Source organism: Methylobacterium sp. Leaf99 (assembly GCF_001422375.1).
Taxonomy (GTDB): Bacteria; Pseudomonadota; Alphaproteobacteria; order Rhizobiales; family Beijerinckiaceae; genus Methylobacterium.
Genome location: NZ_LMMU01000009.1, coordinates 23,350 through 48,376 on the forward strand (window position 1 = coordinate 23,350; position 25,027 = coordinate 48,376).

Genomic DNA, 25,027 nt, shown 5'->3' on the forward strand with positions numbered 1-25,027 from the left:
CACCGTCGGGGTCACGGGGCCGATCGTCGTACCTTGAGCCACGCTAGACCTTCTCCACTTCGGGGCGCCCGAGGATGCCGGACGGCTTGAAGATGAGCACCACGATCAGGATCAGGAACGCGGCGACGTCCTTGTACTCGATGGAGAAGTAGGCCGACCAGAACGTCTCGATGAGGCCGATGATGAGGCCGCCCAGCACGGCGCCCGGCAGGGAGCCGATGCCGCCGAGCACCGCCGCCGTGAACGCCTTCACGCCGGGCACGAACCCGTCCGAGAACGAGACCACGCCGTAATAGAGCAGGTAGAGGGTGCCGGCGACGGCGGCGAGCGCCGCGCCGAGCACGAAGGTCAGCGAGATGGTGCGGTCGACGTTGATGCCGAGCAGGGCCGCCATGCGCCGGTCCTGCTCGCAGGCGCGCTGGGCCCGGCCGAAGGAGGTGCGCTGGACGAGGTACCAGAAGCCGGCGAGGAGCAGCGCCGTCGTCGTCATGATGATCGCCTGCTTGTAGGACAGGGTCACGGTGTACTGCCCGTTCTCGTAGAGGACGATCACGTCGCGCACGAGGGGCGGCACCGGCTTGTTGCGGGCGCCCTGCACCACCTGGACGAAGTTCGACAGGAAGATCGACACGCCGATGGCCGAGATCAGTGGCGCCAGGCGGAACGAGCCCCGCAGGGGCCGGTAGGCCACCCGCTCGATGGCCCAGCCCCACAGGGCGGTGAGCACCATGGCGACGATCAGCACGATGAGGAAGACGAGGGCGACGGAGGTCAGCCCGAGCCAGGTCGTGAGGATGAGGAAGAAGATCAGCGCGATGAAGGACGACAGCATGAACACGTCGCCATGGGCGAAGTTCACCATGCCGATGATGCCGAACACCATCGTGTAGCCGAGGGCGATCAGGCCGTAGATCGATCCAAGCGTCAGCCCGTTGATGAACTGCTGGGCGAAGAATTCCATGGGCGCCTTTTCCGGGACCGGGCGTCTTCGCGGGACCGATCGATGGGATCGGGCCGGTCTCGCGAATGGCGTGCCAGCTTGGCATGTTCCGAACCGGGGGCCACGGTCAATCCTCGCCGACCGGTTGCGATGGACGGTCGCCTGCCCCTGAAACACGAACGGCCCGGCACATGGAGTGCCGGGCCGTCGTCTGCGCGGTGCGCGAACCCTTACTTCAGCAGGGACACCAGGGCCTTGCCGGCCGGGGTCTTCAGCTCCTTGGCATCGAGGGTGCCGTCGTTGTCCGGATCGGCCGCCTTGAAGCGGGCTTCCACCAGGGCGAGGTACTCGGTCTTGTCGAGGGTGCCGTCGCTGTCCGGGTCGGCGGCCTTGAGGGCGCCCTTGCTGACGCGGCCCTTGAGCTCCTTGGCGTCGAGGGTGCCGTCCTTGTCCGATTCCAGCTTGTCGAAGCGGGCGGCGGCCACGGCCTGGGCTTCCTTGAGGTCGATGGTGCCGTCGTTGTCGGTGTCGACCATCGACAGGACCTTCTTCGCGCTCGGCTCCTTCGCCGAGGCCGGCATCGTCAGGGGAAGCGCGAGCGCCACGGCACCGAGGACGGCGGACAGGCGGGACAGTTTGGTCATGAGGAACCCTCTCTCAGGCAATCGCCATTGCCATTTCATCATCGGCGAACGGTCGAAATCGTATCTCATGCCGCAGTGCAATATTTCAACCCCCGCCATGGGGTGAACCGGTAGAATCCTGCCGGTCCGGCAACCCTCGGGACGGGTGGCACAACCCTGTACCGCCCGTCCCGCACCGGCCGATCAGTCGCGGGATTTCGGCGCCGCGGCGGGCGCCGGCAGGGCCGCGAGCTTATCGAGCAGCTGCAGGGCGATGTCGGCGCAGGCCTTCATCGGCTCGTCGGCGGCACATTTCACGTCGAGGGCGGTGTCGCCCCGCTCCAGGCGGAAATGGGCGGCCTTCGGTGGCGGCGGTGCGTCGGGGCCGCCACGCGGGCCGCGCGGGCCGGCATGGGGACCACCCGGCGGCGGGGGCGGCGGAGCGCCCGCCTCCGGACCGGGCTTCGGACCGCCGGGCGGCGGGGCGGGCTGGGCCATGGCGGCGGAGGCGGACAGGAGCGCGGCCGCGCTCAGCAGGGCGATGGTCTTGGTCATGGAAAAACCTCTCGGTGAGGGTGCCCGCGGGCCCCGGGGGAAGACTGCGAATCGCCACGTCCGGTTTCTAGAACACGCGCTTCTCCCGCATGTGTCCGTCGAAGCCGACATGGAGCTGGCGCTCGCGGCCATCGGCGCCCCGCGCCGCGATGTCGAGGTGGCGCGGCCCCCGCCCCGTGACGCGGATGTCGGAATAGCCGGCGGCCTCAACCTGGGCGGTCAGGGCGGGCACGTCGGGCTTGGCGCCGAGGCCGACCTTGTCCTTGGCCCAGTCGAGGGTGCCGGGGGGCGGGCCGCCGGCGGGACCGACCAGGACCCTCGTGCCGTCGGCCCGGGTGATGAGCGCGGCGTGGAGGAAGCCGTTCTCGAACCGGCCCTGGACGGTGACGGCCTCGCCCGTCTTCACCAGGGTGCCGCCCTCGCCCCGCTTGCCCGTCTCGACCAGGGCCTTGCCGGTGCCATCCTGCACCACGAACTTGTTGCCGTAGATCTCGGCGACCTCGCCCTTGGCGGCGATGGCGGCCGACGGCTTCAGGGCCGAGATGGCGACGGGCTCCACGGGGGTCGGCGTCGCGGTGCCGGTCTGGGCGAGCGACAGGCCGACGGCGCCGAAGGCGAGGGGGGCGGCGATGGCGCCGGCCACCAGGGCGCGCCGGCGGGAGCGCTTGGGGGCGGCCTTGGGGGTGAGGTCGGTGGCGGTGCCGTCGATGGTGGTCATGGGGTGTCGGCGTCCTGTCTGGGGTTGCCCTCTCGGGTTGACGCCGTTCTAGGGGCGCCCCGCCAATCCGATCTGAACCGGGCGGTTCAGCCCCGGTTAAACCGCACGGCGTAGCCCGCCACTTCTGCTCAATCCGACGGACCCTGCGCCCGATGAAGATCCTGCTCGTGGAGGACGACGCGCCCCTCGCCGCCGAGATCGCCAAAGCGTTGCGCGCCGAAAACTTCGCCCTCGACCACGCCGCGAACGGCGAGGACGGCCAGCATCTCGGCGAGACCGAGACCTACGACGCCGTGGTGCTCGACCTCGGCCTGCCCAAGCGCGACGGCATCGCCGTGCTCCAGGCCTGGCGCGGCGAAGGCCGGACGGTGCCGGTGCTCATCCTCACGGCGCGCGACGGCTGGAGCGACAAGGTGGCGGGCTTCAAGGCCGGGGCCGACGACTTCCTGGTCAAGCCGTTCCGGGTCGAGGAACTCGTGATCCGCCTGCGCGCCCTCGTGCGCCGGGCCACGGCCCACGGCGCGAACCGCGTGGTCTGCGGCCCCCTCACATACGATTCGGGATTGGGCACCTTCGAGCGCGACGGCCTGCCCCTGAAGCTCACGGGCCTCGAATGGCGGGTGCTGTCCTGCCTCATCCTGCGCAAGGACGGGGTGGTGCCCCGCGGCCAGCTCATCGAGCGGGTCTATGACGGCGATGCCGACGTCGATTCGAACTCCGTCGAGGTCATTATCACCCGCCTGCGCCGCAAGATCGCCCCGGCCCGCATCGAGGGCGTGCGCGGCCACGGCTACCGCCTGATGCCGGGGGACGCCGCATGAGGCCCCCCGGCGGGAAGTCCCAGCCCCCTGCCCCGCCCGCGCCGAAACCCGAACGCTTGCCGGGGCCGTTCCACCTCGGGTCGCTCCAGCGCCGGCTCCTCCTCGCCGCCCTGGTCGCCATCACCGTCGCCCTGGTGGTGGCGGGCGTGGCCATCGGGCTCGTCCTCCACCGCTTCGTCCGGGGACAGCTCGACAGCCGCCTCGACAGCCAGCTCGTCGCCCTCGCGGCCGGCCTTGAGCGCGGTCCCGGGAACCGCCTGCGCCTCACGCGCAGCCTCGACGGACCGCCCTTCGACCGCGACCGGGCCGGCTGGTACTGGCAGGTCCGCCAGGGCGACGCCGTCCTGCGCTCGGGTGCCCTGGAGGGCCGCGACCTCGATCCCGGCGAGCGGGCCCGTGACGGGCGTCGCCCGGGCCACCCGCACCCGGCCGACGGCACCGGCCCGTGGGGCGAGAGCCTGATCCTGCGGGTCCTCACCCTGCCGCCCGAGGCCGGGGTGGCGCCGGCGGTGCTCGTCGCCTCGGCGCCGGCCGACGCCCTGCGCGGGCCCCTGCGCGAGGCGGGCGGCGCCTTGGCGCTGATCCTCGGAATCCTGGGTCTGAGCCTCATGGCCGGCACCCTGGCGCAGGTGCGCCTCGGCCTCAGGCCCCTGGAGCGCCTGCGCCGCGACCTCGCGGCGGTGCGGGCCGGGCACCGTGCCCGCGTGCCCGGCCAGCAGCCGGCGGAGATCCGGCCCCTGGTGGCGGAGGTCAACGCCCTCCTCGATCAGAACGCGGCCAATCTGGAGCGGGCGCGCACCCACGTGGCCAACCTCGCCCACGGCCTGAAGACGCCCCTCGCGACCCTATCGCTCGCCCTGTCCGACCGCGCCCACGACCCCGACGGGACCCTCGGCGGCCTCGTCGGCGCCATGGATGGCCAGGTGCGCCATCACCTGCGCCGCGCCCGCGCGGCGGCTCTGGGCGGCGCCACCCGCGAACGGACGGCCCTCGCCGAGCCCGTCGCGGACCTGCGCGCCACCTTCGCCCGGCTCTATGCGGAGAAAGGCCTCGTCATCGACGTGACCCTGCCGGCCGGGGCGGCGGTGGCCTGCGACGGCCAGGACCTCGACGAGATGCTCGGCAACCTCATCGACAACGCCTGCCAATGGTGCCGGGGCTACGTCCGGATCGGCGCGGCGAGCACGGAGGCGGGCCTCGCGATCACCGTCGAGGATGACGGGCCCGGCCTCGTACCGGAGGCCGCCGCCGAGGCGGTCCGGCGGGGCCGGCGCCTCGACGAGTCCGTGCCGGGCAACGGCTTCGGCCTGTCGATCACCCAGGAGCTCGCCGAACTCTACGGCGGCGGCCTCCACCTCGGTCGCTCGGGCCTCGGCGGCCTGCGGGCCGGCCTCACGTTGCCGGTGTGAGGGTCTTCTCTGCGCGGGCCGGCAGCGTCCAGTTCGGCCGGACGAAGTGGCAGGTGTACCCGTCGGGGCGCTTCTCGAGGTAGTCCTGGTGCTCCGGCTCGGCCTCCCAGAACGGACCGGACGGCGTCACCTCCGTGACGACCTTGCCGGGCCACAGGCCGGAGGCGTTCACGTCGGCGATGGTTTCCTCCGCGACCTGCCGCTGCACGTCGTCGGTGTAGTAGATCGCCGAGCGATAGCTCAGGCCGCGGTCGTTGCCCTGGCGGTTCGGCGTCGTCGGATCGTGGATCTGGAAGAAGAATTCCAGCATCCGCCGGAAGCTCGTTACGGCCGGATCGTACGTGATCTCGATGGCCTCGGCATGGGTGCCGTGGTTGCGGTAGGTCGCGTCCGGCACGTCGCCGCCGGTGTAGCCCACGCGGGTGGACACGACCCCCTCCTGGCGCCGGATCAGGTCCTGCATGCCCCAGAAGCATCCGCCGGCGAGGATGGCGCGCTCGTTGCTCATGGTCGTCCTTTCTCGGGTCTCGATAGCCCTGAGATAGGGTGCCGCCGCCCGATGTCCCAGCGGGCGGGCCGCCGGGCCACCCTGCGCGGAGCGTCGCGGGGGCTTCTTGGGCGAAAGACGTGTCGGGCGAAGTGCCTCTCAGGCGAAGTGCTTCGACAGCTTCAGCCCCTGCGCCTGATAGTTCGAGCCGGCCCCGGCCCCGTAGAGGGTCGCCGGCACCTCGGCCATGCGCTCGTAGACGAGGCGGCCGACGATCTGGCCGTCCTCCAGCAGGAACGGCACGTCGCGCGAGCGCACCTCCAGCACGGCCCGCGCCCCCGCCCCGCCGGCCCCGGCGAAGCCGAAGCCCGGATCGAAGAAGCCGGCGTAATGCACCCGGAACTCGCCGACGAGGGGATCGAACGGCACCATCTCGGCGGCGTGGTCCGGCGGCACCTGCACGGATTCCTTCGAGGCCAGGATGTAGAACTGGCCCGGATCGAGGATCAGGGCGCCCGAACCGTCCGCGGCCAGCGGCTCCCAGAACTCGGCGGTCCGGTGCGCGCCGGGCCGGTCGACGTCGACGAGGCCGGTGTGGCGCTTGGCCCGGTAGCCGATGAGGCCGTCGAACCCGGAGAGATCGATGGAGACGGCGATGCCGCCCTGGAACGACGGGTTCGCCGCATCGACCAGGGGGGTCCTGCCATGAAGCGCCGCGAGTTCGCCGTCGTTCAGGCGCGGCTCGCCCCGGCGGAAGCGGATCTGCGACAGGCGCGAGCCCGTGCGGACCTTCACCGGGAAGGTGCGGGGCGAGATCTCGGCGTAGAGCGGGCCGTGATAGCCGGCCTCGACCTGATCGAAGGCCGTGCCCCGGTCGGTGATGACCCGGGTGAACACGTCGATCCGGCCCGTCGAGCTCTTCGGGTTGGCGCTGGCCGCGAGGTCGCCCGGCAGGGCGAGGTGCTCCTGCAGTTCGGCGATGTAGACGCAGCCCGTCTCCAGCACCGCGCCCTGCGTCAGGTCCATCTCGTGCAGGACGAAGGCCTGGATGCAGGCCTGGACCGTGCGGGCGCCGGGCAGAAAGCTGGTGCGGACGCGAAACACCCGGGCGCCGAGGCGCAGGTCGAGGCTCGCCGGCTGGATCTGGTCGGGGGCGTAAGGCGTGTCCGGCCGGATCGCGCCCGCCTGCGTCAGGGCCGCGATGCCCTGCGCCGCCAGGATGCCCGCGGAGGGGCCCGTCTGCGCATTGGTCTGCATGGCGTCCGGCATCCTTCAGGGCTTCGCCCGCGCTCGATCGGGCGCCTCGTCGGGTCAGGGTCGCCGGAATTCGCGCCAGTTTCGGACGGAGCGCCTAAGGCCGCGTTAAACCTCCGGCTCTTCGGGCGCCTTCAGGACGATCCGCGCCAGGGCGAGACGGGCGAGGGCTCCCATGGCGACGAGGCCGGCAAGCGCGCTCGCCAGCACGGGGAAGCCCGCCGGCCAGACGACGAGGCCGAGGCCGAACAGGACCGCACCGAGGCCGGCGCCCGGCCCGAAGGCCAGCACCACCGACGGCATTGCCGACAGGCGCGGCCCCGGCCCGGCCCGGCGCGCGACCCGGGTTCCGACCGCCCGCGCCAGCCCGTCGAGGACGAGGGCGGCGGCCAGCGCCGCCGCCGCCCAGCCGTTGGAATCCGGGGCGCGCCAGGCGAAGGCCCCCGCCAGCCCGGCGATGGCGAGGCTGGCCAACAGGCCGCTCCGGGCGAGGAGACCTCGCTTGGCAAGTGGTGCGGGACCACGCGAAACGGCCCTGTCGATCACGCAGGCTGATCCTCACGTTTGCGCGGGCACCCCCGCATTCACCACGATTGACGCGGTTTTCGCCGGGCCGTACCACGGCGCCCTGAGCGTGTCGCGATCCTCCGGATCGCGGCCGGGTCAGGCCCGGCCACGGAGGCGTTGAAGGCGATGTACAAGGCTCAGACGCGCGGCATCAGCGTGACCGTGCAGCCCCGCTTCGTCGAGGAGGAATCCTCCCCCGCCGAGAGCCGCTACTTCTTCGCCTACACCGTGGAGATCGTGAACAACGGCTCCGAGCAGGTGCAGCTGCGCTCGCGCCACTGGCGCATCGTCGATGGGCGCGGATCGACCCAGGAGGTGCGCGGCGCCGGCGTCGTCGGCAAGCAGCCCGTGCTCGAGCCCGGCGAGTCGTTCAGCTACACCAGCGGCTGTCCCCTCACCACGCCCGACGGGCTCATGGCCGGCAGCTACACCATGGCGACTCATGCGGGCGAGAGCTTCGAGGCCGAGATCCCCGCCTTCTCCCTCGACTCGCCCCACGTCCGCCGCAGCGTTCACTAAACCGATGTCCGGCCCGCGCCCCACCACCCTCGATCTGCTGGCGCGGCTCGTGGCCTTCGACACCGAGAGTTCGAAATCGAACCTCGCCCTCATCGACTTCGTCTGCGGCTACCTAGACGGCCTCAACGTCCCGCACGTCCGCATCCCCAGCGCGGACGGCGACAAGGCCGCCGTGTTCGCCACCATCGGCCCGATGATCGACGGGGGGATCGTCCTGTCGGGCCACACCGACGTGGTGCCGGTGACGGGTCAGGCCTGGACCACGGACCCGTTCACCCTGCGCATCGCCGACGGGCGCGCCTATGGCCGCGGCGCCGTCGACATGAAGGGGTTCTGCGCCCTGGCGCTGGCGGCGATCCCGGATTTCCTCGCCGCCGACCTGGCGCGCCCGATCCACATCCTCCTGTCCTACGACGAGGAGACCACGTGTCTCGGCGTCGCCGACACCATCGCGCGCTTCGGCGCCGACCTGCCGCGCCCCGGCGCCGTCATCGTCGGCGAGCCCACCGACCTCGAAGTGGCCGACGCCCACAAGAGCATCGTCACCTACCTGACCACCGTGCACGGCCACGAGGCGCATTCGGCGAAACCCATGCTCGGCGCCAACGCCGTGATGGCGGCGGCCGACCTCGTGTCGGAACTGAACCGCATCGCCGACCTCATGATCGCCCGCGGCGACGCCTCCGGCCGGTTCGACCCGCCCGCCACCACGGTGCATGTCGGCACGATTTCCGGCGGCACGGCGCGCAACATTCTGCCCAAGCTCTGCACCTTCCACTGGGAGTTCCGGGGCCTGCCCGACCTCGACATGGGCGAGATCCCGGCCCTGTTCGCCGCCAAGGTCGAGACGACCCTGCGCGACCGGCTCAACCGCTACGGCGATTACGGGCGCATCGAGACCCTGGAGGAGGTGGCGGTGCCGGGCCTCGCGCCCGAGCCGGGCTCGGAGGCCGAGCGCCTCGCCCTGCGGGTGGCCGGGCGCAACCACACCATCTCCGTGCCCTACGCCACGGAGGCCGGGCGCTTCCAGGGGGCGGGCATCCCGACGGTGGTGTGCGGCCCCGGCTCCATCGACCAGGCCCACCAGCCGGACGAGTACATCACGCTGGCCGCCCTGGAGGCCGGCGAGGCCTTCATGGCCCGGCTCATCGCGGAATGTGCACGGCCATGACCCAAACCAAGAGCCAAACCAAGGGCACCTTCGTGTCCCGCACCATCGCGGCCGACGGTCCGGTCAAGCTCCGGCCCCTGGAGCGCGAGGACCTGATGTTCGTGCATCAGCTCAACAACAACGACAGCATCATGCGCTACTGGTTCGAGGAGGCCTACGAGTCCTTCGCCGAACTGGCGCAGCTCTACGAGCGCAACATCCACAACCAGACCGAGCGGCGCTTCATCATCGCCAATTCCGACGGCGAGCCCGCGGGCCTCGTCGAGCTCGTGGAGATCAACCACCTCCACAGGCGCTGCGAGTTCCAGATCGCCATCCATCCGGCCTTCCAGGGCCAGGGCTACGCCCCCCGCGCCACGCGCATCGCCATGGACTACGCCTTCAGCGTGCTCAACATCCACAAGCTCTACCTGCACGTGGACAAGGACAACGCCCGGGCCGTGCGCATCTACGAGCGCTGCGGCTTCGTGCCGGAGGGCATTCTCAAGGACGAGTTCTTCGTGAACGGCAAGTACCGCGACGCCGTGCGGATGTGCCTGTTCCAGCCGGCCTACCTGGCACGGCGCGGCAGCGGGGACATCGCCGAGCCGGTGCTCAAGGCCTGACGGCCCTCCCCCCAGGAGTACGGACATGATCGTCGTCTCGCTCACCTACCTCAAGAGCGCCGAGGAGGCCGACCGCCACATGGAGGGCCACATGGCGTGGCTGAAGACGGGCTATGCCGAGCACGGCTTCCTCGCCTCCGGGCGCAAGGTGCCGCGCACCGGCGGCGTGATCCTCGCCCGCGGCCCGCGCGCCGCGGTCGAGGCCTATCTCGAGAGCGACCCGTTCAAGACGCACGGCATCGCCGATTTCGCGGTGACCGAAATCGACGTGACCACGGCCGTCGCGGGACTGGAGGCCCTGAAGGGCTGAGCCTCGTTCCTCAGCCGGCCGCGACCTGCGCCTCCACCTCGGCCGGATCGAGATCGTAACGCCGCGAGCAGAACTCGCAGGTGATGCCGATGCGGCCGTCGTCGGCGACCATGTCGCGGCGCTCCTGGGGCGAGAACGACACGATCATCGCCATCACGCGCTCGGGCGAACACCGGCACTGCTCGCGCACCCCTTGCGCCTCGAACACCCGCACGCCGCGCTCGTGGAACAGGCGGTAGAGCAGGGTCTCGGACGACACCGCCGGATCGACGAGCTCGTGATCCTCGATGGTGGAGACGAGGCTGCGCGCCTCGACCCAGGCATCGTCCTCGGGGACACCCTGGGCGTCGAAATGGGCGTGGCCCTCCGGGATGTCGCCGGGGGGCAGGTCGGCGAGCCGCGCCCGGTCGACGGATTGCGGCAGGAACTGCACGAGGAGGCCGCCGGCCCGGTAGGTGGTGGCGCCGTTCGCGAATTCCTCCGCCACGGCAAGGCGGACCTGGGTCGGGATCTGCTCGGACTGGCGGAAATACTGGTGCGCCGCCTCTTCCAGGCTCTGGCCCTCCAGGGCGACGACGCCCTGGTAGCGGCTGCTCTGCGGCCCCTGGTCGATGGTCATGGCGAGGTGCCCCTGCCCGATGAGGTCGTGGCTCTTCAGAGGGGTGCTGCCCAGGGCCTGAACCCGCGCGGCGTCGAAGCGGGCCGTGGCGCGGACCCGGTCGGGGGCCTCGAAATCGACGACGATCATCTCGACGGGGCCGTCGGTCTTGGTCTGGAGCTGGAACCGGCCCTCGAACTTCAGGGACGACCCGAGGAGCACGGTGAGCGCCGCCGCTTCACCGAGCAGCCGCGCTACCGCGTCGGGGTAGCCGTGCCGGCGCAGGATGGTGTCGACGGACGGCCCGAGGCGCACCACCCGGCCGCGCACGTCGAGGGCCTCGACGGAGAAGGGCAGCACCACGTCGTCGTCGCCCTCGATGACGGGGGTCTGAGAAGCGGGTTCGTGTCCGGCAGTCATGGCATCTCCCTTCGGGCGCGACGGATCGGGCCAAGCGGAATCCCGCGAGCGCATGGGATCGCCGCCCTTCGCTCAGCGCTCCGGTCCATCCGTCGTCTGGCCTCGGCCGTTCATATAGGACGCGATCGCCACCCGCGCGACGGGGGGCCGTACGTCCCCCGTCGCGCCGTCAGAGGGCGCGCAGGCACCACGCCAAAATACCCTTCTGGGCATGCAGGCGGTTCTCGGCCTCGTCGAAGATCACCGATTGCGGGCCGTCGATGACCTCGGCCGTGACCTCCTCGCCGCGATGGGCCGGCAGGCAGTGCATGAACAGGGCGTCCTTGGCCGCCGCCGCCATGAGCTTGGCGTTGACCTGATAGGGCGAGAGCAGGTTGTGGCGGTGATGGTCGTCCTCGTCGCCCATGGAGACCCAGCAATCGGTCACCACGACGTCGGCGCCGTCCACGGCCGCGTAGGCGTCCGTGGTCACGTTGAGGCTGGCGCCCTCGGCCCGCGCCCAGTCGAGGAGGGGCTGCGGGGTCGCCAGTTCCGGCGGGGCGGCGATGTTCAGGGTGAAGTCGAACCGCGCGGCGGCGTGCACCCAGCTCGCCAGGACGTTGTTGGCGTCGCCCGACCACGCGACGGTGCGGCCCCGGATCGGCCCGCGATGTTCCTCGAAGGTCAGCACGTCGGCCATGATCTGGCACGGATGCGAGACCTTGGTCAGCGCGTTGATCACCGGCACCTCGGCGTGTTCGGCCAGCTCCAGCATGAGGTCGTGGTCGAGGATGCGGATCATGATCGCGTCGACGTAGCGCGACAGCACCCGGGCGGTGTCGCCCACGGTCTCGCCCCGGCCGAGCTGCATCTCGCCGCCCGTCAGCATCAGGGTCTCGCCGCCGAGTTCGCGCATGCCGACATCGAACGAGACGCGGGTGCGGGTGGACGGCCGGTCGAACACCATCGCCAGGGTCTTGCCGACGAGGGGCCGCTCGGCCGCGACCTCGCCCTTGCGCCGGCGCGCCTTGATGCCGGCCGCGGCGTCCAGCACCGTGCGAAGCTGCGCGGGGGAAAAGTCCTTGAGGTCGAGGAAGTGGCGCGGGCCGCTCTGGGTCCCGTTGAGGGTCGTGGTCATGGGTCCGTTCTTCGTCTGACGGTTCGTCGCGGGGCCGGCCGTCACGCGGCCGCTCCCTGGGTCCGGGTCTCGAGGGCGGTGGCCGTCGCGTCGAGGCGCGACACGGCCTCGGCCACGTCCGCATCGGTGATGATGAGCGGCGGCAGCAGGCGCACGACGTTGTCGCCCGCCGGGATGACGAGGAGGTGCATGTCCCGTGCCGCCGCGGCGAAGTCGGTGTTGAGCACGCCGAGCTTGAGTCCGAGCATGAGCCCGTCGCCGCGGATTTCCCGGATCACCGTGGGGTGGCGGTCCTGGAGGGCGGCGAGACGCTGCTTCAGGAGCAGCCCCACCTGTCCGACCCGGTCGAGGAAGCCGTCGGCCAGGACCACGTCGAGCACGGCGTTGCCCACCGCCATGGCCAGCGGATTGCCGCCGAAGGTGGTGCCGTGGGTGCCGGCCGTCATGCCGCGCGCGGCCTCGGCCGTGGCGAGGCAGACGCCGAGGGGAAAGCCGCCGCCGATGCCCTTGGCCGCGCTCATGATGTCCGGGGTCACGCCGGACCATTCATGCGCGAACAGCCGGCCCGTGCGCCCGACCCCGGTCTGGACCTCGTCCATGATGAGCAGGAGGCCGTGCGCGTCGCACAGGGCGCGCAGGGCGCGCAGGTGCTCGTGCGGGATCACCCGCACGCCGCCCTCGCCCTGGATCGGCTCGATCATCAGGGCGGCGGTCTCCGGGCCGATGGCGGCTTCGAGGGCGTCGAAATCGCCTGTCGGCACCTGATCGAACCCGTCCACCTTCGGACCGAAGCCCTCGATGTACTTGGCCTGTCCGCCGGCCGCGATGGTGGCGAGCGTCCGCCCGTGGAACGCGCCCTCGAAGGTGATGATCCGGAACCGCTCGGGGTGGCCGCCGACCGCGTGGTACTTGCGCGCCATCTTGATGGCGGCCTCGTTGGCCTCGGCCCCGGAATTGGCGAAGAACGCCACGTCGGCGAAGGTCGCGTCGACGAGGCGTTGCCCCAGGCGCTCGCCGTCGGGGATCTCGAACAGGTTCGAGGTGTGCCAGAGCTTCTGCGCCTGGGACGTCAGGGCTTCCACGAGGTGGGGGTGGGCGTGGCCGAGCGCGTTCACCGCGATGCCGGCGCCGAAATCGAGGTATCGCTCGCCGTCGCGTGCCACGAGCCATGCGCCCTCGCCGCGCTCGAAGGCGATGGGGGCCCGGGCATAGGTCGGCAGAAGGGCGGATGTCACGATCCCGACTCCGTGTCTCGCGGCGGCCGAAGGCGGCCGCACCAAATGAAAGTGCCGCCTCGGCAAGGGGGCGGCACGCGCGCGATTACTAGAGAAAAGCCCAATTCTGTCAATGACGGGACGGGTTCACACCGCCGACATGACGGCACGCTACACCCGCCGCGGGGATGCCTTGCGTGCCGCGCGCGGACATGGTCAGAGCGCCCCCACAAGAGTTTCGAAGGAGACGCGACGCGGATGAGCACGGCCAAGGAACGTCTGGAGGCGCTCGGCCTCACCCTGCCGAAGGCGGCGGCCCCCGTGGCGAACTACGTGCCGTTCGTGCGCACCGGCAATCTCGTGGTGATCTCGGGGCAGATCTGCTTTTCCGCCGACGGCAAGCTCGACCCGGCCCATCTCGGCAAGCTCGGCGCCGAGGTCTCGGTGGAGAACGGCATCGCCGCCGCGCGCCTGTGCGCCATCAACGTCCTGGCGCAGGTGCAGGCGGCCGTGGGCGACCTCGACCACGGCGTGGTGCAGTGCGTGCGGCTCGGCGGCTTCATCAACGCGGTGCCGAGCTTTGCCGGCCTCGCCGGCATCATGAACGGCGCCTCCGACCTCATGGTCGAGATCCTCGGCGACCGGGGCCGCCACGCCCGGGCCACCGTGGGCGTCGCCGAACTCCCCCTCGACGCCGCCGTCGAGGTCGAGGCGATGTTCGAGGTCAAGTGAGCGTCAACGCACCGGCCTGGCTCACCGCCCGGCCCATCGCCCATCGCGGCCTGCACGACCGGGCGGCCGGCGTGCCGGAGAACACGGTCGCGGCGGCCGAGGCCGCGATTCGTGGCGGCTACGCCATCGAGTGCGACGTGCAGCGCAGCGCCGACGGCGAGGCGATGGTCTTTCACGATGCCGGGCTCGGGCGCCTGACCGGGGTGTCCGACCCGGTGGACAGCCTCACGGCGGCTGCCCTGTCCGATCTCGCCGTGGCCGGATCGCCCGAACGCATCCCGACCCTGCCCGACTTCCTTGCCGCCATCGCCGGACGCACGCCCCTCGTGATCGAGGTGAAGTCGCACTACGCGGGAGACCTGCGCCTCATGGAGCGCGTCGCCGAACTCGCCCTCGCCTATGACGGCCCCGTGGCGGTCAAGTCGTTCGACCCGCACCTCGTGACCGCCCTGCGCGACCTCGCCCCAACCATTCCGCGCGGCATCGTCGGCGAGACCCGCCAGGACGACCCGGCCTACGCCGCCCTGCCCCCGAGCCTGCGCCGCTCGCTGTCGGACCTGCTGCATTTCGACGAGACCGCGCCGGACTTCCTGTCGTGGCGCGTGGACGACCTGCCCTGCGCGCCGGTCCATCTCTGCCGGCTGCTCGGCGCGCGTCCGGTCATGACCTGGACCGTGCGCAATCCGGACCAGCGCCGCCATGCCGAAGCGCATGCCGACCAGATGGTGTTCGAGGGGTTTATCCCCTGAGAAATCCTCGCCCTGGCGGCCTACTTCGCCAGGGGCTTCAGTCCCTCGAGGAAGGCAGAAACCTCGCGGCGATTCCACGATGCCCCGTTGTTCCAAAAGTCGAGCAGGGCAACGTGGTTGAGGCGCACCCACGCGATCACGCGCGGAAGCGCGACACGCGAAAGGGTGACGGGTAGAAAGTCGTCGCGGGGCTGCGGGTCCGGGCCGATGGAGACGATGAGGCAGGGCAGGGTCCTGCCCGCCCTATCGGGATACCACTTTACCCGAGGGCCATGCGCGCCCAGTGCCGTCGAGATGAAGATCGTGCCAGGAATGTTGGTGTCCTGTTCGTCGAGATTGGCCATCTCGATCAGGACGTCTTGGGCAAAATCGTCCGGCGGCGTGCGGGACGGATGCGTCTGCCCGGCATGAACGTTCATCAGTCCCATCGTTTGCCCCTTCCGAAGGGAAGTTCCGCGTGATCTTGAGCTTGCGGGGCCGTCCTGGCAACCGGCCTGCGACGGTGCCGGCCCCGCTCCGCCCTTGGCCCCTCCGCCGGCGGGGCCTAGATTGCCTCCTCATGGACACGCCCGACGCAGCCCCCGCCGCCCCCGCCGAGATCGTGACCGAACTGCAGGTCCGCGCCGTCCAGGGCCTGGGCCAGATCGCGGCAGCCGAATGGGATTCCTGCGCCACCTCGCCCGAGACCCTGTCGGCCGGGGACGAGACCCACAACCCGTTCACCTCCCACGCCTTCCTGTCGGCCCTGGAGGATTCGGGCTGCGTCTCGCGCCACACCGGCTGGCTGCCGCTCCACGTGGCGGTGGAGCGCGAGGGCCGCCTCGTCGGGGTGGCGCCGTGCTATCTCAAATCCCACAGCCAGGGCGAGTACGTGTTCGACCATGGCTGGGCCGACGCCTACGAGCGGGCCGGCGGGGCCTATTACCCCAAGCTCCAGGTCAGCGTGCCGTTCACCCCCGTCACCGGGGCGCGCTTCCTCATCGCGCCGGGCCAGGACGTGAACGAGGCCGCCTCCGCCCTGGTGGCGGGCCTGCGCGCCCTGCGGGCCGAGACCAAGGCCTCGTCGATCCACGTCACCTTCATGCAGGAGCGGGAATGGACGCAGGCCGGGGAACTCGGGTTCCTCCAGCGCGTCGACCAGCAGTTCCACTGGGACAATGCCGGCTACGCCACCTTCGAGGATTTCCTGGGCGCGCTGGCCTCCCGCAAACGCAAGGCGATCCGGCGCGAGCGCCGGGACGCGCTTGCCAACGGCATCACCATCGAACACGTCACCGGCGCCGACCTGAAGCCCGAGCACTGGGAGGCGTTCTACGCGTTCTACTCCGACACCGGCGCGCGCAAATGGGGCCGGCCCTACCTCAACCGCAAGTTCTTCGACCTCGTCGGCGCGCGCATGCCCGAGCGGGTACTGCTGATCCTGGCCCGGCGCGAGGGGCAGATCATCGCCGGCGCCATCAACTTCATCGGCGACGTCGCCCTCTACGGCCGCAACTGGGGCTGCGTCGAGGACCATCCGTTCCTGCATTTCGAGGTCTGCTACTATCAGGCCATCGACTACGCCATCGCGCACGGCCTGAAGCGCGTCGAGGCCGGGGCCCAGGGCGAGCACAAGCTCGCGCGCGGCTACCGGCCGGTGCTCATGCATTCGGCCCACGACATCGCCGACCCCGCCCTGCGCCGGGCCGTGGCCGACTACCTCGAGCGCGAGCGCGCGCACGTGATCGAGGCGGCCGACGCGCTCGACACCCTGACGCCGTTCCGGCGCGGCGGGATCGAGGGCGGGCCCGACGAGCCAGTCTGAAACCATTGCCGAAGGCGCCCGATGACCGACCTGCACAGCCTCGTTCCGCGCGCCGCCGACGGCACGCCGTATCCGCTCGCGCAGCATCGCGGCGAGGTGCTCCTCGTCGTCAACACCGCCTCGCAATGCGGCTTCACCGGGCAGTATGCCGGGCTCGAGGACCTGTGGCGCCGCCACCGCGCCGCCGGCCTCGCGGTGCTGGGGTTTCCCTGCAACCAGTTCGGCGCCCAGGAACCGGGGGATGCCGCCGAGATCGCCCGATTCTGTAGCCTGACCTACGACGTGACCTTCCCGGTGCTCGCCAAGGTGGCGGTGAACGGAGCCGACGCCGACCCGGTCTTCGCCCACCTCAAGCGTGAACGGCCGGGACTGCTCGGCCTCACGGGCATCAAGTGGAATTTCACCAAGTTCCTCGTCGGCCGCGACGGCCGGGTGATCGCCCGCTACGCCCCGAAGACGAAGCCGGCCGATCTCGACGCGGCCATCGCGAAGGCCCTGGCCGAGCCGGCGCCTCAGGCCTCGGCGGCGGCGGTCGCCGGGTAGGAGGCCGCCTCCTTCGACTGGATCTCGATGAACACCCGGGTCACGTCGGGGCTCTTCGCCTTGAGCTTGCGTTCGAGGCGTCCGACCATCGCCTCGATGGCGCCGGCGCTCAGGGTGTCGTCCATGTCGAGGCTGACGTTCACCAGGATGTCGGACGGCCCCATGTGCTGGGTCAGCACGGCGTTGACGTTGTGGACGCCCGGCTCCGTGCGGACCACCGCGCGGATGGCGGCGACGAGGGCCGGGTCCGCCGCCTCGCCGATGAGCAGGCCGTGGGTCTCGATCATCAGGAAGGCCGCCATGCCGATGAGGATCGCCCCGATGGCGATGGAGGCCCAGCCGTCGAGGTCGGGCATGTCGAGGACATGCGCCAGGATCACGCCCGAGAGGGCGACCACGAGGCCCATCAGGGCGGCGACGTCCTCGATGAGCACCGTGAACAGGGCCGGGTCCTTGCTGCGGCGGATGGCGGTGATCGGCGGCCGGCTGCCCTTCTCGGCCCAGAACGACTTCAGGGCGACGGCACAGGAATAGCCCTCGGCGAGCACGGCGAAGCCGAGGATGCCGACATTGACCCACAGGCCCGGGATGGTGTGGCCGAACACGTGGGCGTCCGAGACCGGCTCGGGATAATGCAGCTTGTGGATGCCCTCGTAGACCGCGAAGGCGCCGCCCCCGAGGAAGATGAACAGCGCGACGATGAAGGCGTAGAAGTAGATCTCCCGGCCGTAGCCGAACGGGTGCAGGGCATCCGCCGGGCGCTTCGCCCGCTTCATGCCCACCAGCAGCAGGATCTGGTTGGTGGTGTCCACCATGGAGTGGACGCCCTCGGCCAGCATGGCCGAGGAGCCGGTGAAGAACGCGCCGACGAACTTCGCCGCCGCGATGGCGAGGTTGGCGCCGGCGGCGGTGTAGATGGCGCTGGTGCTCTCGTGGGCCATGCGGGTCTCGTCCGGAAAGGGGCCGGGGGAGTCCCTGGCGTCGATCCCTGCAACGCGCTGAGTACGGTCAAGGTTCGCCCGGTGGACGCGCGGGGGGCGCCTGTGCATCGTGGCGCCCGAAACGATTTCATCGGAGCGACCGGCCGTGACCGCAGCCTATGACCCCCAGAACATCTTCGCCAAGATTTTACGCGGGGAGATCCCGGCTCACCGGGTCTACGAGGACGACCACACCCTGGCGTTCATGGACGTGATGCCCCAGGGCGAGGGCCATACCCTGGTGATCCCCAAGGCCCCGGCCCGTGGTCTCCTCGACGCCGACCCGGCCTCCCTCGCGGCGGTGGCGGCGACGGTCCAACGCGTCGCCCGCGCGGCGAAGGCGGCGTTCGCGGCCGACGGCCTGACGGTGTTCCAGTACAACGAGCCGGCCGGCGGCCAGACGGTGTTCCACCTCCACGTCCACATCCTGCCGCGCTTCGACGGCGTGGCCCTCGGGCGTCACACGGGCGGCATGGCCGATCAGGGTCTGCTCGCCGATCACGCGGCGCGGATCCGGGCGGCGCTGGAGACGGCGTAACGGTTGTCGCTCGGGCAAGGCGAGCCCGCGGCGACGCTCGCGTCACCCGGCGTTGAGGGTTTCGCCGGTCCCCATGGCGGTCCCGGCCGCGGCGACGGGCGCACCCATGAGCAGGCGGCGCAGGGCCGCGTTCTCGGCCTCGAGCTCGCTCACGCGGCGCATCAGGGCCATGAGCGAGGTGGTATCCTCGGCGGGAGCCGGCGCGGAGGCCGGCGCGGCCTCGAGGGCGAAGGCAATGCCGACGCCGTCGGCGCGGCGCCAGGCCAGGGTCGAGCGGTAGGTCTTGTCCTTCTGCGGAATGTAGAGCTCGAAGGAATCGGGCAGCGTCGAGGTCTCGGTGAGCGCCAAGCGTGCACCGGAGGCCGACATGTCGCGCACGAGGCAATCCATGCTCGACGCGCCCTTGTTGAACAGGATCCGGCCCTTGAGGAACGTCCTCTGCCGTACTTCCCTGCGATGCTCCGACATGGGGCGCGACCTCCGTTCACCGCACGTAATGCCGGTACCCTGGCACGCGCGCCTTAAGGAATGATCGCCGGAATGCCGGATTCGCGGCCGGTCAGTGGAAGCGGCTGTCCATGGTCTGGAACAGGTAGAAGCCGTTGAAGCGCACGGCCGTCTCCGCCGCCCGGTCGTCGAACTCGATGGGGGCCGCGCCCAGATCCGCGATCTTGCCGCCGAACGACCAGTGTCCGCCGCCGAGGAAGTGCGGCACCGCGCGGCTCTCCGGCACGGCGCAGCACAGGCCCTCGACGGTCCTGAGGCAGAAAACGTTGTAATTCTGCATCGGTCAACCTCCGATTCGCCCGCTCGGCAGACGGCTTAGCCAGACAATCGGACAGGTTTGTGTCGGTCAGGTTTCGGGAACGTTGCGCTCCAGTTCGTCCAGCCATGCCCGGGCGGTGCCGTCGGAGGGCGCGCGCCAGTCGCCGCGGGGCGAGAGGGCGCCCCCGGCCGAGACCTTCGGCCCGTTGGGCAGGGCCGAGCGCTTGAACTGGCTGAAGCCGAAGAAGCGCCTGAGGAACAGGGCGAGCCAGGCCCGGATCTCGGGCAGCGCATAGGCCCGGCGCTCGGCATCGGGAAAATCCGGCGGCCAGGCGCCGGCCTGCGCATCGCCCCAGGCATGGAGCGCCAGGAAGGCGATCTTCGAGGGCCGGAACCCGTACCGCAGGGTGTAGAACAGGGTGAAGTCCTGCAGGGCGTAGGGGCCGATGACGTCCTGCGTGCTCTGCGGCCGCGCCCCGGCCTCCACCGGCACGAGCTCGGGCGAGATCTCCGTGCCGAGGATCGCCTTCAGGGTGGTGCCGACCTCATCCGAGAACTGCCCCGTGCCGACCACCCAGCGGATGAGGTGCTGGATCAGGGTCTTCGGCACGCCGGCATTGACGCCGTAATGGCTCATCTGGTCGCCGACGCCGTAGGTGCACCAGCCGAGCGCCAGTTCCGACAGGTCCCCGGTGCCGATGACGATGCCGCCCTGCTGGTTGGCCAGCCGGAACAGGTAGTCCGTGCGCAGGCCCGCCTGCACGTTCTCGAAGGTGACGTCGTAGACCGGTTCGCCCCGTCCGAACGGGTGATCCATGTCGGCCAGCATCTTCGTGGCCGTGTCGCGGATGTCGATCTCCCGCGCCGTGGTGCCGAGCGCCGCCATGAGCGCGTGGGCGTTGGCCTTGGTCTCGTCCGAGGTGGCGAAGCCCGGCAGGGTGTAGGCCAGGATGTCGGAGCGCGGAAGGCCGAGGCGGTCGAACGCCTTGGCGACGACGATGAGGGCGTGGGTCGAATCGAGGCCGCCCGAGACGCCTATGACGGCGCGCTTCGTGCCCGTCGCCTCCAGGCGCTGGGCGAGGCCCGCCACCTGGATGTTGTAGGCCTCGTAGCAATCCCGGGCGAGGCGGGCGGGATCGGCCGGCACGAACGGAAACCGCTCGACCCGGCGCTCCAGGCCGAGGTCGCCCGGGGGCGGATCGAGGCGGAACCCGATCCGGCGACGGGCCGACCCGCGGGCACGGGCATTGTCGTCGAAGCTGCCGGCCTGGAGCCGCTCCTGCGCGAGGCGGTCGAGGTCGATGTCGGCCAGGGTCACGACCGGGCGGTCGGCGAAACGCGCACCCTCGGCGAGGCGCTCGCCCAGCTCGTCGATGCTGGTCTGGCCGTCCCAGGACAGGTCGGTGGTGGATTCGCCCAGACCCGCCGCCGCGTAGACGTAGGCGCACAGGCCCCGCATGGAGGCGGCCCGGGACAGGAGCGCCCGCGACTCCGCCCGGCCGACGGTGATGGGGCTGCCCGAGGGGTTGGCCAGCACCGTGGCGCCGGCGAGCGCCAGATCCATGCCGGGGGAGGCGGGGACCCACAGGTCCTCGCACACCTCGACGCCGAGGACGAAGCCGGGAATGTCCTCGGCGGCGAACAGCAGGTCGGTGCCGAAGGGCACCGTGTGTCCGCCCACCCGGATCGTCTCGCCCGCGATGCCCACGCCCGAAGCGAAGTGGCGCTTCTCGTAGAATTCCCGGTAGTTCGGCAGGTAGCTTTTCGGCACCACCCCGAGCACCCGGCCCCGGTGGATCGCCAGGGCGCAATTGTAGAGCCGGTGGCCGAAGCGCAGGGGCGCGCCGACGACGAGGACGGGGCTCAGTGTTTCAGAGCCCGCCCGCACGGCCTCGACGGCCGCCTCGACGGCGTCGCAGACCGTGGTCTGCAGGAGCAGATCCTCGATGGCGTAGCCCGACAGGCAGAGTTCGGGAAACACCGCCAGGGCCGCGCCGTGCCCGTCGCAGTCCCACGCCAGGGCCAGGACCGCCGCGGCATTGGCCGCCGGATCGCCCGGATGGCTGCGCCCGGTGCAGGCCGCGACCCGGGCAAAACCGTGGGCGTAGAGCGAGCGGAAGGCGGCGGGGCTGGTCTGGGCCAAGGGAGCGGTCAAAGGGCAGGGGGCTTCCGGTCGGGGCCTTCGGGACTGACCGGTCCATCCTACCCCGCGGCGCCCCCGCTCTCCAACCGCCGCACCGGAGCAAGCGTCTGTTAACGACGATGGTCCTAACTCGTCGGTGAACCGCGCCCCTCCCGGCGGCGGACCCGCTTCGAGTAAATCCGGCCAATCATGCGCGCATCGGGACGGCTCCCCTACTCCCATCGTGACCCCTCTCGTCCCGTCCGTGGCGGCGACCGCCTCGGACTGTCCATCGGCGCCCTGGCGCACCGGCTCATGAACCTGCGGGCCACCCTCACCCGCCGGCTCGCCGGGCCGCCGCAGCGCCCGGACTACACCGTGGCGGCGACCCGGCCGGCCCCGAGCTGGATGACGAGTCCGCAGGCCTTCGTCGGACGGGAGGCGGCCTACCGCACCCCGCCCGCCGCGCAGGGCTGGCCCGACCACGTCTTCGACGACCGCGCCACCCTCGACATGATCCCCGCGCGCGCCGCCCCCTTCGCCCGGCCCGAGGACGGTCTCCCTGAAGGCGAGGCCGGTCCCCGCGTCCTCATCCGCGCCCCGCGCCGGCCCGCCGCCATCGTGCCGGAGGCCGACGATAACCCGCGCGTCCAGGCGCACACCACCACCGCCCCGGCCCCCGCCGTGCGCTACACCCGCACGCCCGATCCCGTGCTGCAGGAGCGGCGCCAGCGCGCCCTCGATGCCGAGCGTGCCGTCCTCGCCCAGGCCGAGGCCGCCGCCGAGGAGATCCGGACCCGCGCCGAGGCGGAGCGCGCCGCCGCGGCCGCAGCGCTCGCGGCCGCCGAACTCGAAGCCATCGAGCGGGCGACCCGCGAGGCGGCGGCGGCCACCGCCGAGCCCCTGTGGCGCCAGCCCTTCGTGGTGCCCGAGGGCGTGCGCTTCTTCCGCAGCCCCGACCGCCGGCAGGCCAGCCCCGCCATCGAAGCGACTGCCGTCGAAGCCCCCGTCCTCGAACTCTCCGTCGTCGCCGAGGTGCCCCCCGCCCCCGTCCTGCCGGAGATCCACGCGGCCGATCCCGTCCCGGACGATCGCGACTGGTCGGACGTGCCGGACTGGTCCGAGGTCCATGCCTGGTTCGACGCCCGCGACTCGGCCGCCCTCGATGCGTGGTCGGAGATCCAGGCCGAATCCGTCGAGGCCGCGCCGATCCCCGCCGGCATCGCGCCGCCGGCCGCCGCCCCCTTCGTCGCCGCCCCCGAAGACATCGCCCTCCTGCGCGTCCTGGCGCCGGCACCGGTCTACGTCCTCGACCGCCTGCTGCAATTCGACCGGACCGCGACCCCCGCCCCGGCCGACGGACAGGACAACGCCGCCCGCGCCCTCGCACCGCCGTCCGCGGCGCCGCGTCCTCCGGTGCTCAGCGCCATGGCCGCCCGCGCGGCCATCCGCTCCGCCCGTCCGACGCCCCCCTCCCCTGCCCCGGTGCCGTTCGTCGCCGTGTTTCCGCCGATGCCCGACGTGCATCCGGAGCGGGTCGCCCTCCCCGAGCCCCTCTCGTTCGCCGAACCCGTAACGGCCGCCGAGCCGGCCTTCGTCCCCACGGCGATCCCGTCGCGGACGGTCCTGCTGCGCACGCCCAAGGGAGCCGCCCCCGAGCCCGTGGCCGAGGCACCGGGGCTCGAGATTCCGGCTGAGCCCGAAATCGCGCCGGAGCCCGAGGCCCCGGTGGCGGTCGCCCCCGCGGTCCTCAACATCCCCCGCGCCATCCTGCCGGAGCGCCCGACCCTCATCGCCGCCGGGCGCCACATCTCCATGTCGCTCGTCGAGAACGAGGATTACGAGCACCCGTCCCTCGAACTCCTGGCCGAGCCCGACCCGAGCGGGACCGAGGAGGTCGATGCCGACGTCCTGGAGCAGAACGCCCTCAACCTCCAGCAGACCGTGCAGGACTTTGGCGTGCGCGGCGACATCCTCGCGGTGCGCCCGGGTCCCGTCGTGACCCTCTACGAGCTGGAGCCGGCCCCCGGCACCAAGTCGAGCCGCGTCATCTCGCTCTCCGACGACATCGCCCGGTCCATGTCCGCCGTCTCGGCCCGCGTCGCCGTGGTCCCCGGCCGCAACGTCATCGGCATCGAGCTGCCCAACGACACCCGCGAGACCGTGTACCTGCGCGAACTCCTGGCCTCGGCCGATTTCGGCCTGAGCAAGCACAAGCTCGCCCTGTGCCTGGGGAAAAACATCGGCGGCGAACCCATCATCGCCGACCTCGCCCGTATGCCGCACCTGCTGGTCGCCGGCACCACCGGCTCCGGCAAGTCGGTCGCCATCAACACCATGATCCTGTCGCTCCTGTATCGGCTCAAGCCCGAGGAGTGCCGCCTGATCATGGTCGATCCGAAGATGCTGGAGCTCTCCGTCTACGACGGCATCCCGCACCTCCTGTCGCCCGTGGTCACCGACCCCAAGAAGGCGGTCATCGCCCTCAAATGGGCCGTGCGCGAGATGGAGGAGCGCTACAAGAAGATGTCCAAGATCGCCGTGCGCAACATCGACGGCTACAACGCCCGCATGGCCGAAGCCCGGGCCAAGGGTGAGATCATCACCCGCGAGATCCACACGGGCTTCAACCGCGAGACCGGACAGGCGGTCTACGAGACCGAGGAGATGGACCTCTCGGCCCTGCCCTACATCGTCATCGTGGTCGACGAGATGGCCGACCTGATGATGGTGGCGGGGAAAGACATCGAGGGGGCGATCCAGCGCCTCGCCCAGATGGCGCGGGCGGCGGGCATCCACCTGATCATGGCGACGCAGCGACCGTCCGTCGACGTCATCACCGGCACCATCAAGGCGAACTTCCCGACCCGGATCTCCTTCCAGGTCACGTCGAAGATCGACAGCCGCACGATCCTCGGCGAGATGGGCGCCGAGCAGCTGCTCGGCCAGGGCGACATGCTGTTCATGGCCGGCGGCGGCCGCACCACCCGCGTGCACGGCCCGTTCTGCTCGGATTCGGAAGTCGAGAGCGTGGTGGCCCACCTCAAGCGCCAGGGCCGGCCGTCCTATCTGGAGGCCGTGACCACCGACGATTCCCCGCCGGACGAGAAGCCCGCCAAGGGCGCGAAGGCCGACAAGGCCGAGAAGGCCCAGGCCCTCGAGGCCGAGGACCTTGACGTGCCGATCTTCGACGGCGGCGCCTTCGCCGCCACCGGCGGCATCGATCCGGGCGCGGAACTCTACGACCAGGCCGTGCAGGTGGTGATGCGCGACAAGAAGGCGTCGACCTCCTACATCCAGCGCCGCCTGCAGATCGGCTACAACCGCGCCGCCTCGATCATGGAGCGGATGGAGATCGAGGGCATCGTCGGCCCGGCCAACCATGCCGGCAAGCGCGAGATCCTCATGGAGGGCGGCCCCGGCCCGTCGTCGATGATGGACTACGACGATTGAGCCGTCTCCGCCC

Annotated in this window: 27 protein-coding genes; 12 read left to right on the forward strand and 15 right to left on the reverse strand. The window is 71.1% G+C overall.

The features are described from left to right. Nucleotides 1-43: 43 nt before the first annotated feature. The 4 genes from ASF28_RS16845 to ASF28_RS16860 all read right to left on the reverse strand — a co-directional run bounded on the left by ASF28_RS16845 (nucleotide 44) and on the right by ASF28_RS16860 (nucleotide 2,836). Entirely contained in the window at nucleotides 44-961 is a 918-nt protein-coding gene (locus ASF28_RS16845) for a branched-chain amino acid ABC transporter permease (RefSeq protein ID WP_056095229.1), read from the reverse strand. Nucleotides 962-1,170: 209 nt separating this feature from the next. After that, a complete protein-coding gene (locus ASF28_RS16850; protein ID WP_056095232.1) occupies nucleotides 1,171-1,584 on the reverse strand; it encodes an EF-hand domain-containing protein in 414 nt (137 codons plus the stop codon). Between the two features lie 183 nt (nucleotides 1,585-1,767). Next, complete coding sequence (locus ASF28_RS16855) at nucleotides 1,768-2,118, reverse strand: hypothetical protein (RefSeq protein WP_056095234.1); 351 nt, start codon at nucleotides 2,116-2,118, stop codon at nucleotides 1,768-1,770. Between the two features lie 67 nt (nucleotides 2,119-2,185). Next, nucleotides 2,186-2,836: a hypothetical protein gene (locus ASF28_RS16860; RefSeq protein ID WP_056095237.1), complete on the reverse strand. Its 651-nt coding sequence runs from the start codon at nucleotides 2,834-2,836 to the stop codon at nucleotides 2,186-2,188. Between the two features lie 152 nt (nucleotides 2,837-2,988). On the opposite strand from ASF28_RS16860, the gene ASF28_RS16865 reads away from it, so the two are divergent. Together ASF28_RS16865 and ASF28_RS16870 are read left to right on the forward strand one after the other, a co-directional pair. Then, complete coding sequence (locus ASF28_RS16865; protein ID WP_056095239.1) at nucleotides 2,989-3,657, forward strand: response regulator; 669 nt, start codon at nucleotides 2,989-2,991, stop codon at nucleotides 3,655-3,657. A gap of 56 nt (nucleotides 3,658-3,713) precedes the next feature. Next, nucleotides 3,714-5,066 (forward strand): sensor histidine kinase, encoded by a 1,353-nt coding sequence (locus tag ASF28_RS16870; protein WP_056095243.1) that lies wholly within the window; start codon nucleotides 3,714-3,716, stop codon nucleotides 5,064-5,066. On the opposite strand, the gene msrA is transcribed toward ASF28_RS16870, so the two are convergent. The 3 genes from msrA to ASF28_RS16885 all read right to left on the reverse strand — a co-directional run bounded on the left by msrA (nucleotide 5,050) and on the right by ASF28_RS16885 (nucleotide 7,281). After that, the gene (msrA, locus tag ASF28_RS16875) at nucleotides 5,050-5,574 is read right to left on the reverse strand and encodes a peptide-methionine (S)-S-oxide reductase MsrA (RefSeq protein ID WP_056095247.1); all 525 of its coding nucleotides are present in this window, start codon (nucleotides 5,572-5,574) and stop codon (nucleotides 5,050-5,052) included. The two genes, ASF28_RS16870 and msrA, sit on opposite strands and share 17 nt — an antisense overlap. 138 nt (nucleotides 5,575-5,712) lie before the next feature. Continuing rightward, on the reverse strand, nucleotides 5,713-6,810 hold the full coding sequence (locus ASF28_RS16880) for a 2'-deoxycytidine 5'-triphosphate deaminase (RefSeq protein WP_157085633.1): 1,098 nt from the start codon (nucleotides 6,808-6,810) through the stop codon (nucleotides 5,713-5,715). A 105-nt stretch (nucleotides 6,811-6,915) separates the two neighbouring features. Further along, nucleotides 6,916-7,281 carry a hypothetical protein gene (locus ASF28_RS16885; RefSeq protein WP_244475064.1) on the reverse strand — a complete coding sequence of 122 codons (366 nt, stop codon included), beginning with the start codon at nucleotides 7,279-7,281 and terminating at the stop codon, nucleotides 6,916-6,918. 219 nt (nucleotides 7,282-7,500) lie between these two features. Here ASF28_RS16885 and apaG point away from each other — a divergent pair, with 219 nt between their 5' ends. Genes apaG through ASF28_RS16905 form a run of 4 tightly spaced genes read left to right on the forward strand, consistent with a single transcriptional unit; the run spans nucleotide 7,501 to nucleotide 9,979 of the window. Continuing rightward, on the forward strand, nucleotides 7,501-7,893 hold the full coding sequence (gene apaG / locus ASF28_RS16890) for a Co2+/Mg2+ efflux protein ApaG (protein ID WP_056095256.1): 393 nt from the start codon (nucleotides 7,501-7,503) through the stop codon (nucleotides 7,891-7,893). 4 nt (nucleotides 7,894-7,897) lie between these two features. Then, on the forward strand, nucleotides 7,898-9,064 hold the full coding sequence (gene argE, locus ASF28_RS16895; protein WP_056095259.1) for an acetylornithine deacetylase: 1,167 nt from the start codon (nucleotides 7,898-7,900) through the stop codon (nucleotides 9,062-9,064). Then, nucleotides 9,061-9,669: a spermidine N1-acetyltransferase gene (gene speG, locus ASF28_RS16900; protein WP_082476639.1), complete on the forward strand. Its 609-nt coding sequence runs from the start codon at nucleotides 9,061-9,063 to the stop codon at nucleotides 9,667-9,669. The genes argE and speG overlap by 4 nt, the downstream gene beginning before the upstream one ends. Nucleotides 9,670-9,694: 25 nt before the next feature. Then, nucleotides 9,695-9,979: a YciI family protein gene (locus ASF28_RS16905; RefSeq protein WP_056095262.1), complete on the forward strand. Its 285-nt coding sequence runs from the start codon at nucleotides 9,695-9,697 to the stop codon at nucleotides 9,977-9,979. A 10-nt stretch (nucleotides 9,980-9,989) separates the two neighbouring features. Here the strand turns inward: ASF28_RS16905 and ASF28_RS16910 are convergent, their stop codons facing one another. The 3 genes from ASF28_RS16910 to ASF28_RS16920 form a co-directional block, all read right to left on the reverse strand. Next, the gene (locus ASF28_RS16910) at nucleotides 9,990-10,997 is read right to left on the reverse strand and encodes an Hsp33 family molecular chaperone (RefSeq protein WP_056095264.1); all 1,008 of its coding nucleotides are present in this window, start codon (nucleotides 10,995-10,997) and stop codon (nucleotides 9,990-9,992) included. 169 nt (nucleotides 10,998-11,166) lie between these two features. Next, complete coding sequence (gene argF / locus ASF28_RS16915) at nucleotides 11,167-12,114, reverse strand: ornithine carbamoyltransferase (RefSeq protein ID WP_056095790.1); 948 nt, start codon at nucleotides 12,112-12,114, stop codon at nucleotides 11,167-11,169. 41 nt (nucleotides 12,115-12,155) lie between these two features. Beyond that, nucleotides 12,156-13,349 (reverse strand): aspartate aminotransferase family protein, encoded by a 1,194-nt coding sequence (locus tag ASF28_RS16920; RefSeq protein ID WP_056095267.1) that lies wholly within the window; start codon nucleotides 13,347-13,349, stop codon nucleotides 12,156-12,158. A 237-nt stretch (nucleotides 13,350-13,586) separates the two neighbouring features. Between ASF28_RS16920 and ASF28_RS16925 the strand changes: the two genes are divergently transcribed. Beyond that, nucleotides 13,587-14,060, forward strand: a complete 474-nt coding sequence (locus tag ASF28_RS16925) for a RidA family protein (protein WP_056095273.1) — start codon at nucleotides 13,587-13,589, stop codon at nucleotides 14,058-14,060. Further along, nucleotides 14,057-14,809 carry a glycerophosphodiester phosphodiesterase family protein gene (locus ASF28_RS16930; protein WP_056095275.1) on the forward strand — a complete coding sequence of 251 codons (753 nt, stop codon included), beginning with the start codon at nucleotides 14,057-14,059 and terminating at the stop codon, nucleotides 14,807-14,809. The genes ASF28_RS16925 and ASF28_RS16930 overlap by 4 nt, the downstream gene beginning before the upstream one ends. A 20-nt stretch (nucleotides 14,810-14,829) precedes the next feature. Here ASF28_RS16930 and ASF28_RS16935 read toward each other — a convergent pair whose 3' ends face one another. Further along, a complete protein-coding gene (locus ASF28_RS16935; RefSeq protein WP_157085634.1) occupies nucleotides 14,830-15,228 on the reverse strand; it encodes a hypothetical protein in 399 nt (132 codons plus the stop codon). Between the two features lie 140 nt (nucleotides 15,229-15,368). Between ASF28_RS16935 and ASF28_RS16940 the strand changes: the two genes are divergently transcribed. Both ASF28_RS16940 and ASF28_RS16945 read left to right on the forward strand, forming a co-directional pair. Then, nucleotides 15,369-16,613 (forward strand): GNAT family N-acetyltransferase, encoded by a 1,245-nt coding sequence (locus ASF28_RS16940; protein ID WP_056095281.1) that lies wholly within the window; start codon nucleotides 15,369-15,371, stop codon nucleotides 16,611-16,613. A gap of 21 nt (nucleotides 16,614-16,634) precedes the next feature. Next, entirely contained in the window at nucleotides 16,635-17,156 is a 522-nt protein-coding gene (locus ASF28_RS16945) for a glutathione peroxidase (RefSeq protein WP_056095283.1), read from the forward strand. Here the strand turns inward: ASF28_RS16945 and ASF28_RS16950 are convergent. Further along, nucleotides 17,126-18,097 (reverse strand): cation diffusion facilitator family transporter, encoded by a 972-nt coding sequence (locus tag ASF28_RS16950; protein WP_056095287.1) that lies wholly within the window; start codon nucleotides 18,095-18,097, stop codon nucleotides 17,126-17,128. The genes ASF28_RS16945 and ASF28_RS16950 overlap by 31 nt on opposite strands. 145 nt (nucleotides 18,098-18,242) lie before the next feature. Here ASF28_RS16950 and ASF28_RS16955 point away from each other — a divergent pair, with 145 nt between their 5' ends. Next, on the forward strand, nucleotides 18,243-18,674 hold the full coding sequence (locus ASF28_RS16955) for an HIT family protein (RefSeq protein WP_056095290.1): 432 nt from the start codon (nucleotides 18,243-18,245) through the stop codon (nucleotides 18,672-18,674). Between the two features lie 42 nt (nucleotides 18,675-18,716). Here the strand turns inward: ASF28_RS16955 and ASF28_RS16960 are convergent, their stop codons facing one another. The 3 genes from ASF28_RS16960 to ASF28_RS16970 all read right to left on the reverse strand — a co-directional run bounded on the left by ASF28_RS16960 (nucleotide 18,717) and on the right by ASF28_RS16970 (nucleotide 21,582). Beyond that, a complete protein-coding gene (locus ASF28_RS16960; protein ID WP_056095292.1) occupies nucleotides 18,717-19,142 on the reverse strand; it encodes a PilZ domain-containing protein in 426 nt (141 codons plus the stop codon). Between the two features lie 91 nt (nucleotides 19,143-19,233). After that, a complete protein-coding gene (locus tag ASF28_RS16965; protein WP_056095294.1) occupies nucleotides 19,234-19,461 on the reverse strand; it encodes a hypothetical protein in 228 nt (75 codons plus the stop codon). Between the two features lie 66 nt (nucleotides 19,462-19,527). Continuing rightward, nucleotides 19,528-21,582 (reverse strand): NAD(+) synthase, encoded by a 2,055-nt coding sequence (locus tag ASF28_RS16970; RefSeq protein WP_443189745.1) that lies wholly within the window; start codon nucleotides 21,580-21,582, stop codon nucleotides 19,528-19,530. 294 nt (nucleotides 21,583-21,876) lie between these two features. On the opposite strand from ASF28_RS16970, the gene ASF28_RS16975 reads away from it, so the two are divergent. Next, nucleotides 21,877-25,014 (forward strand): DNA translocase FtsK, encoded by a 3,138-nt coding sequence (locus tag ASF28_RS16975; RefSeq protein WP_443189748.1) that lies wholly within the window; start codon nucleotides 21,877-21,879, stop codon nucleotides 25,012-25,014. Nucleotides 25,015-25,027 lie beyond the last annotated feature (13 nt).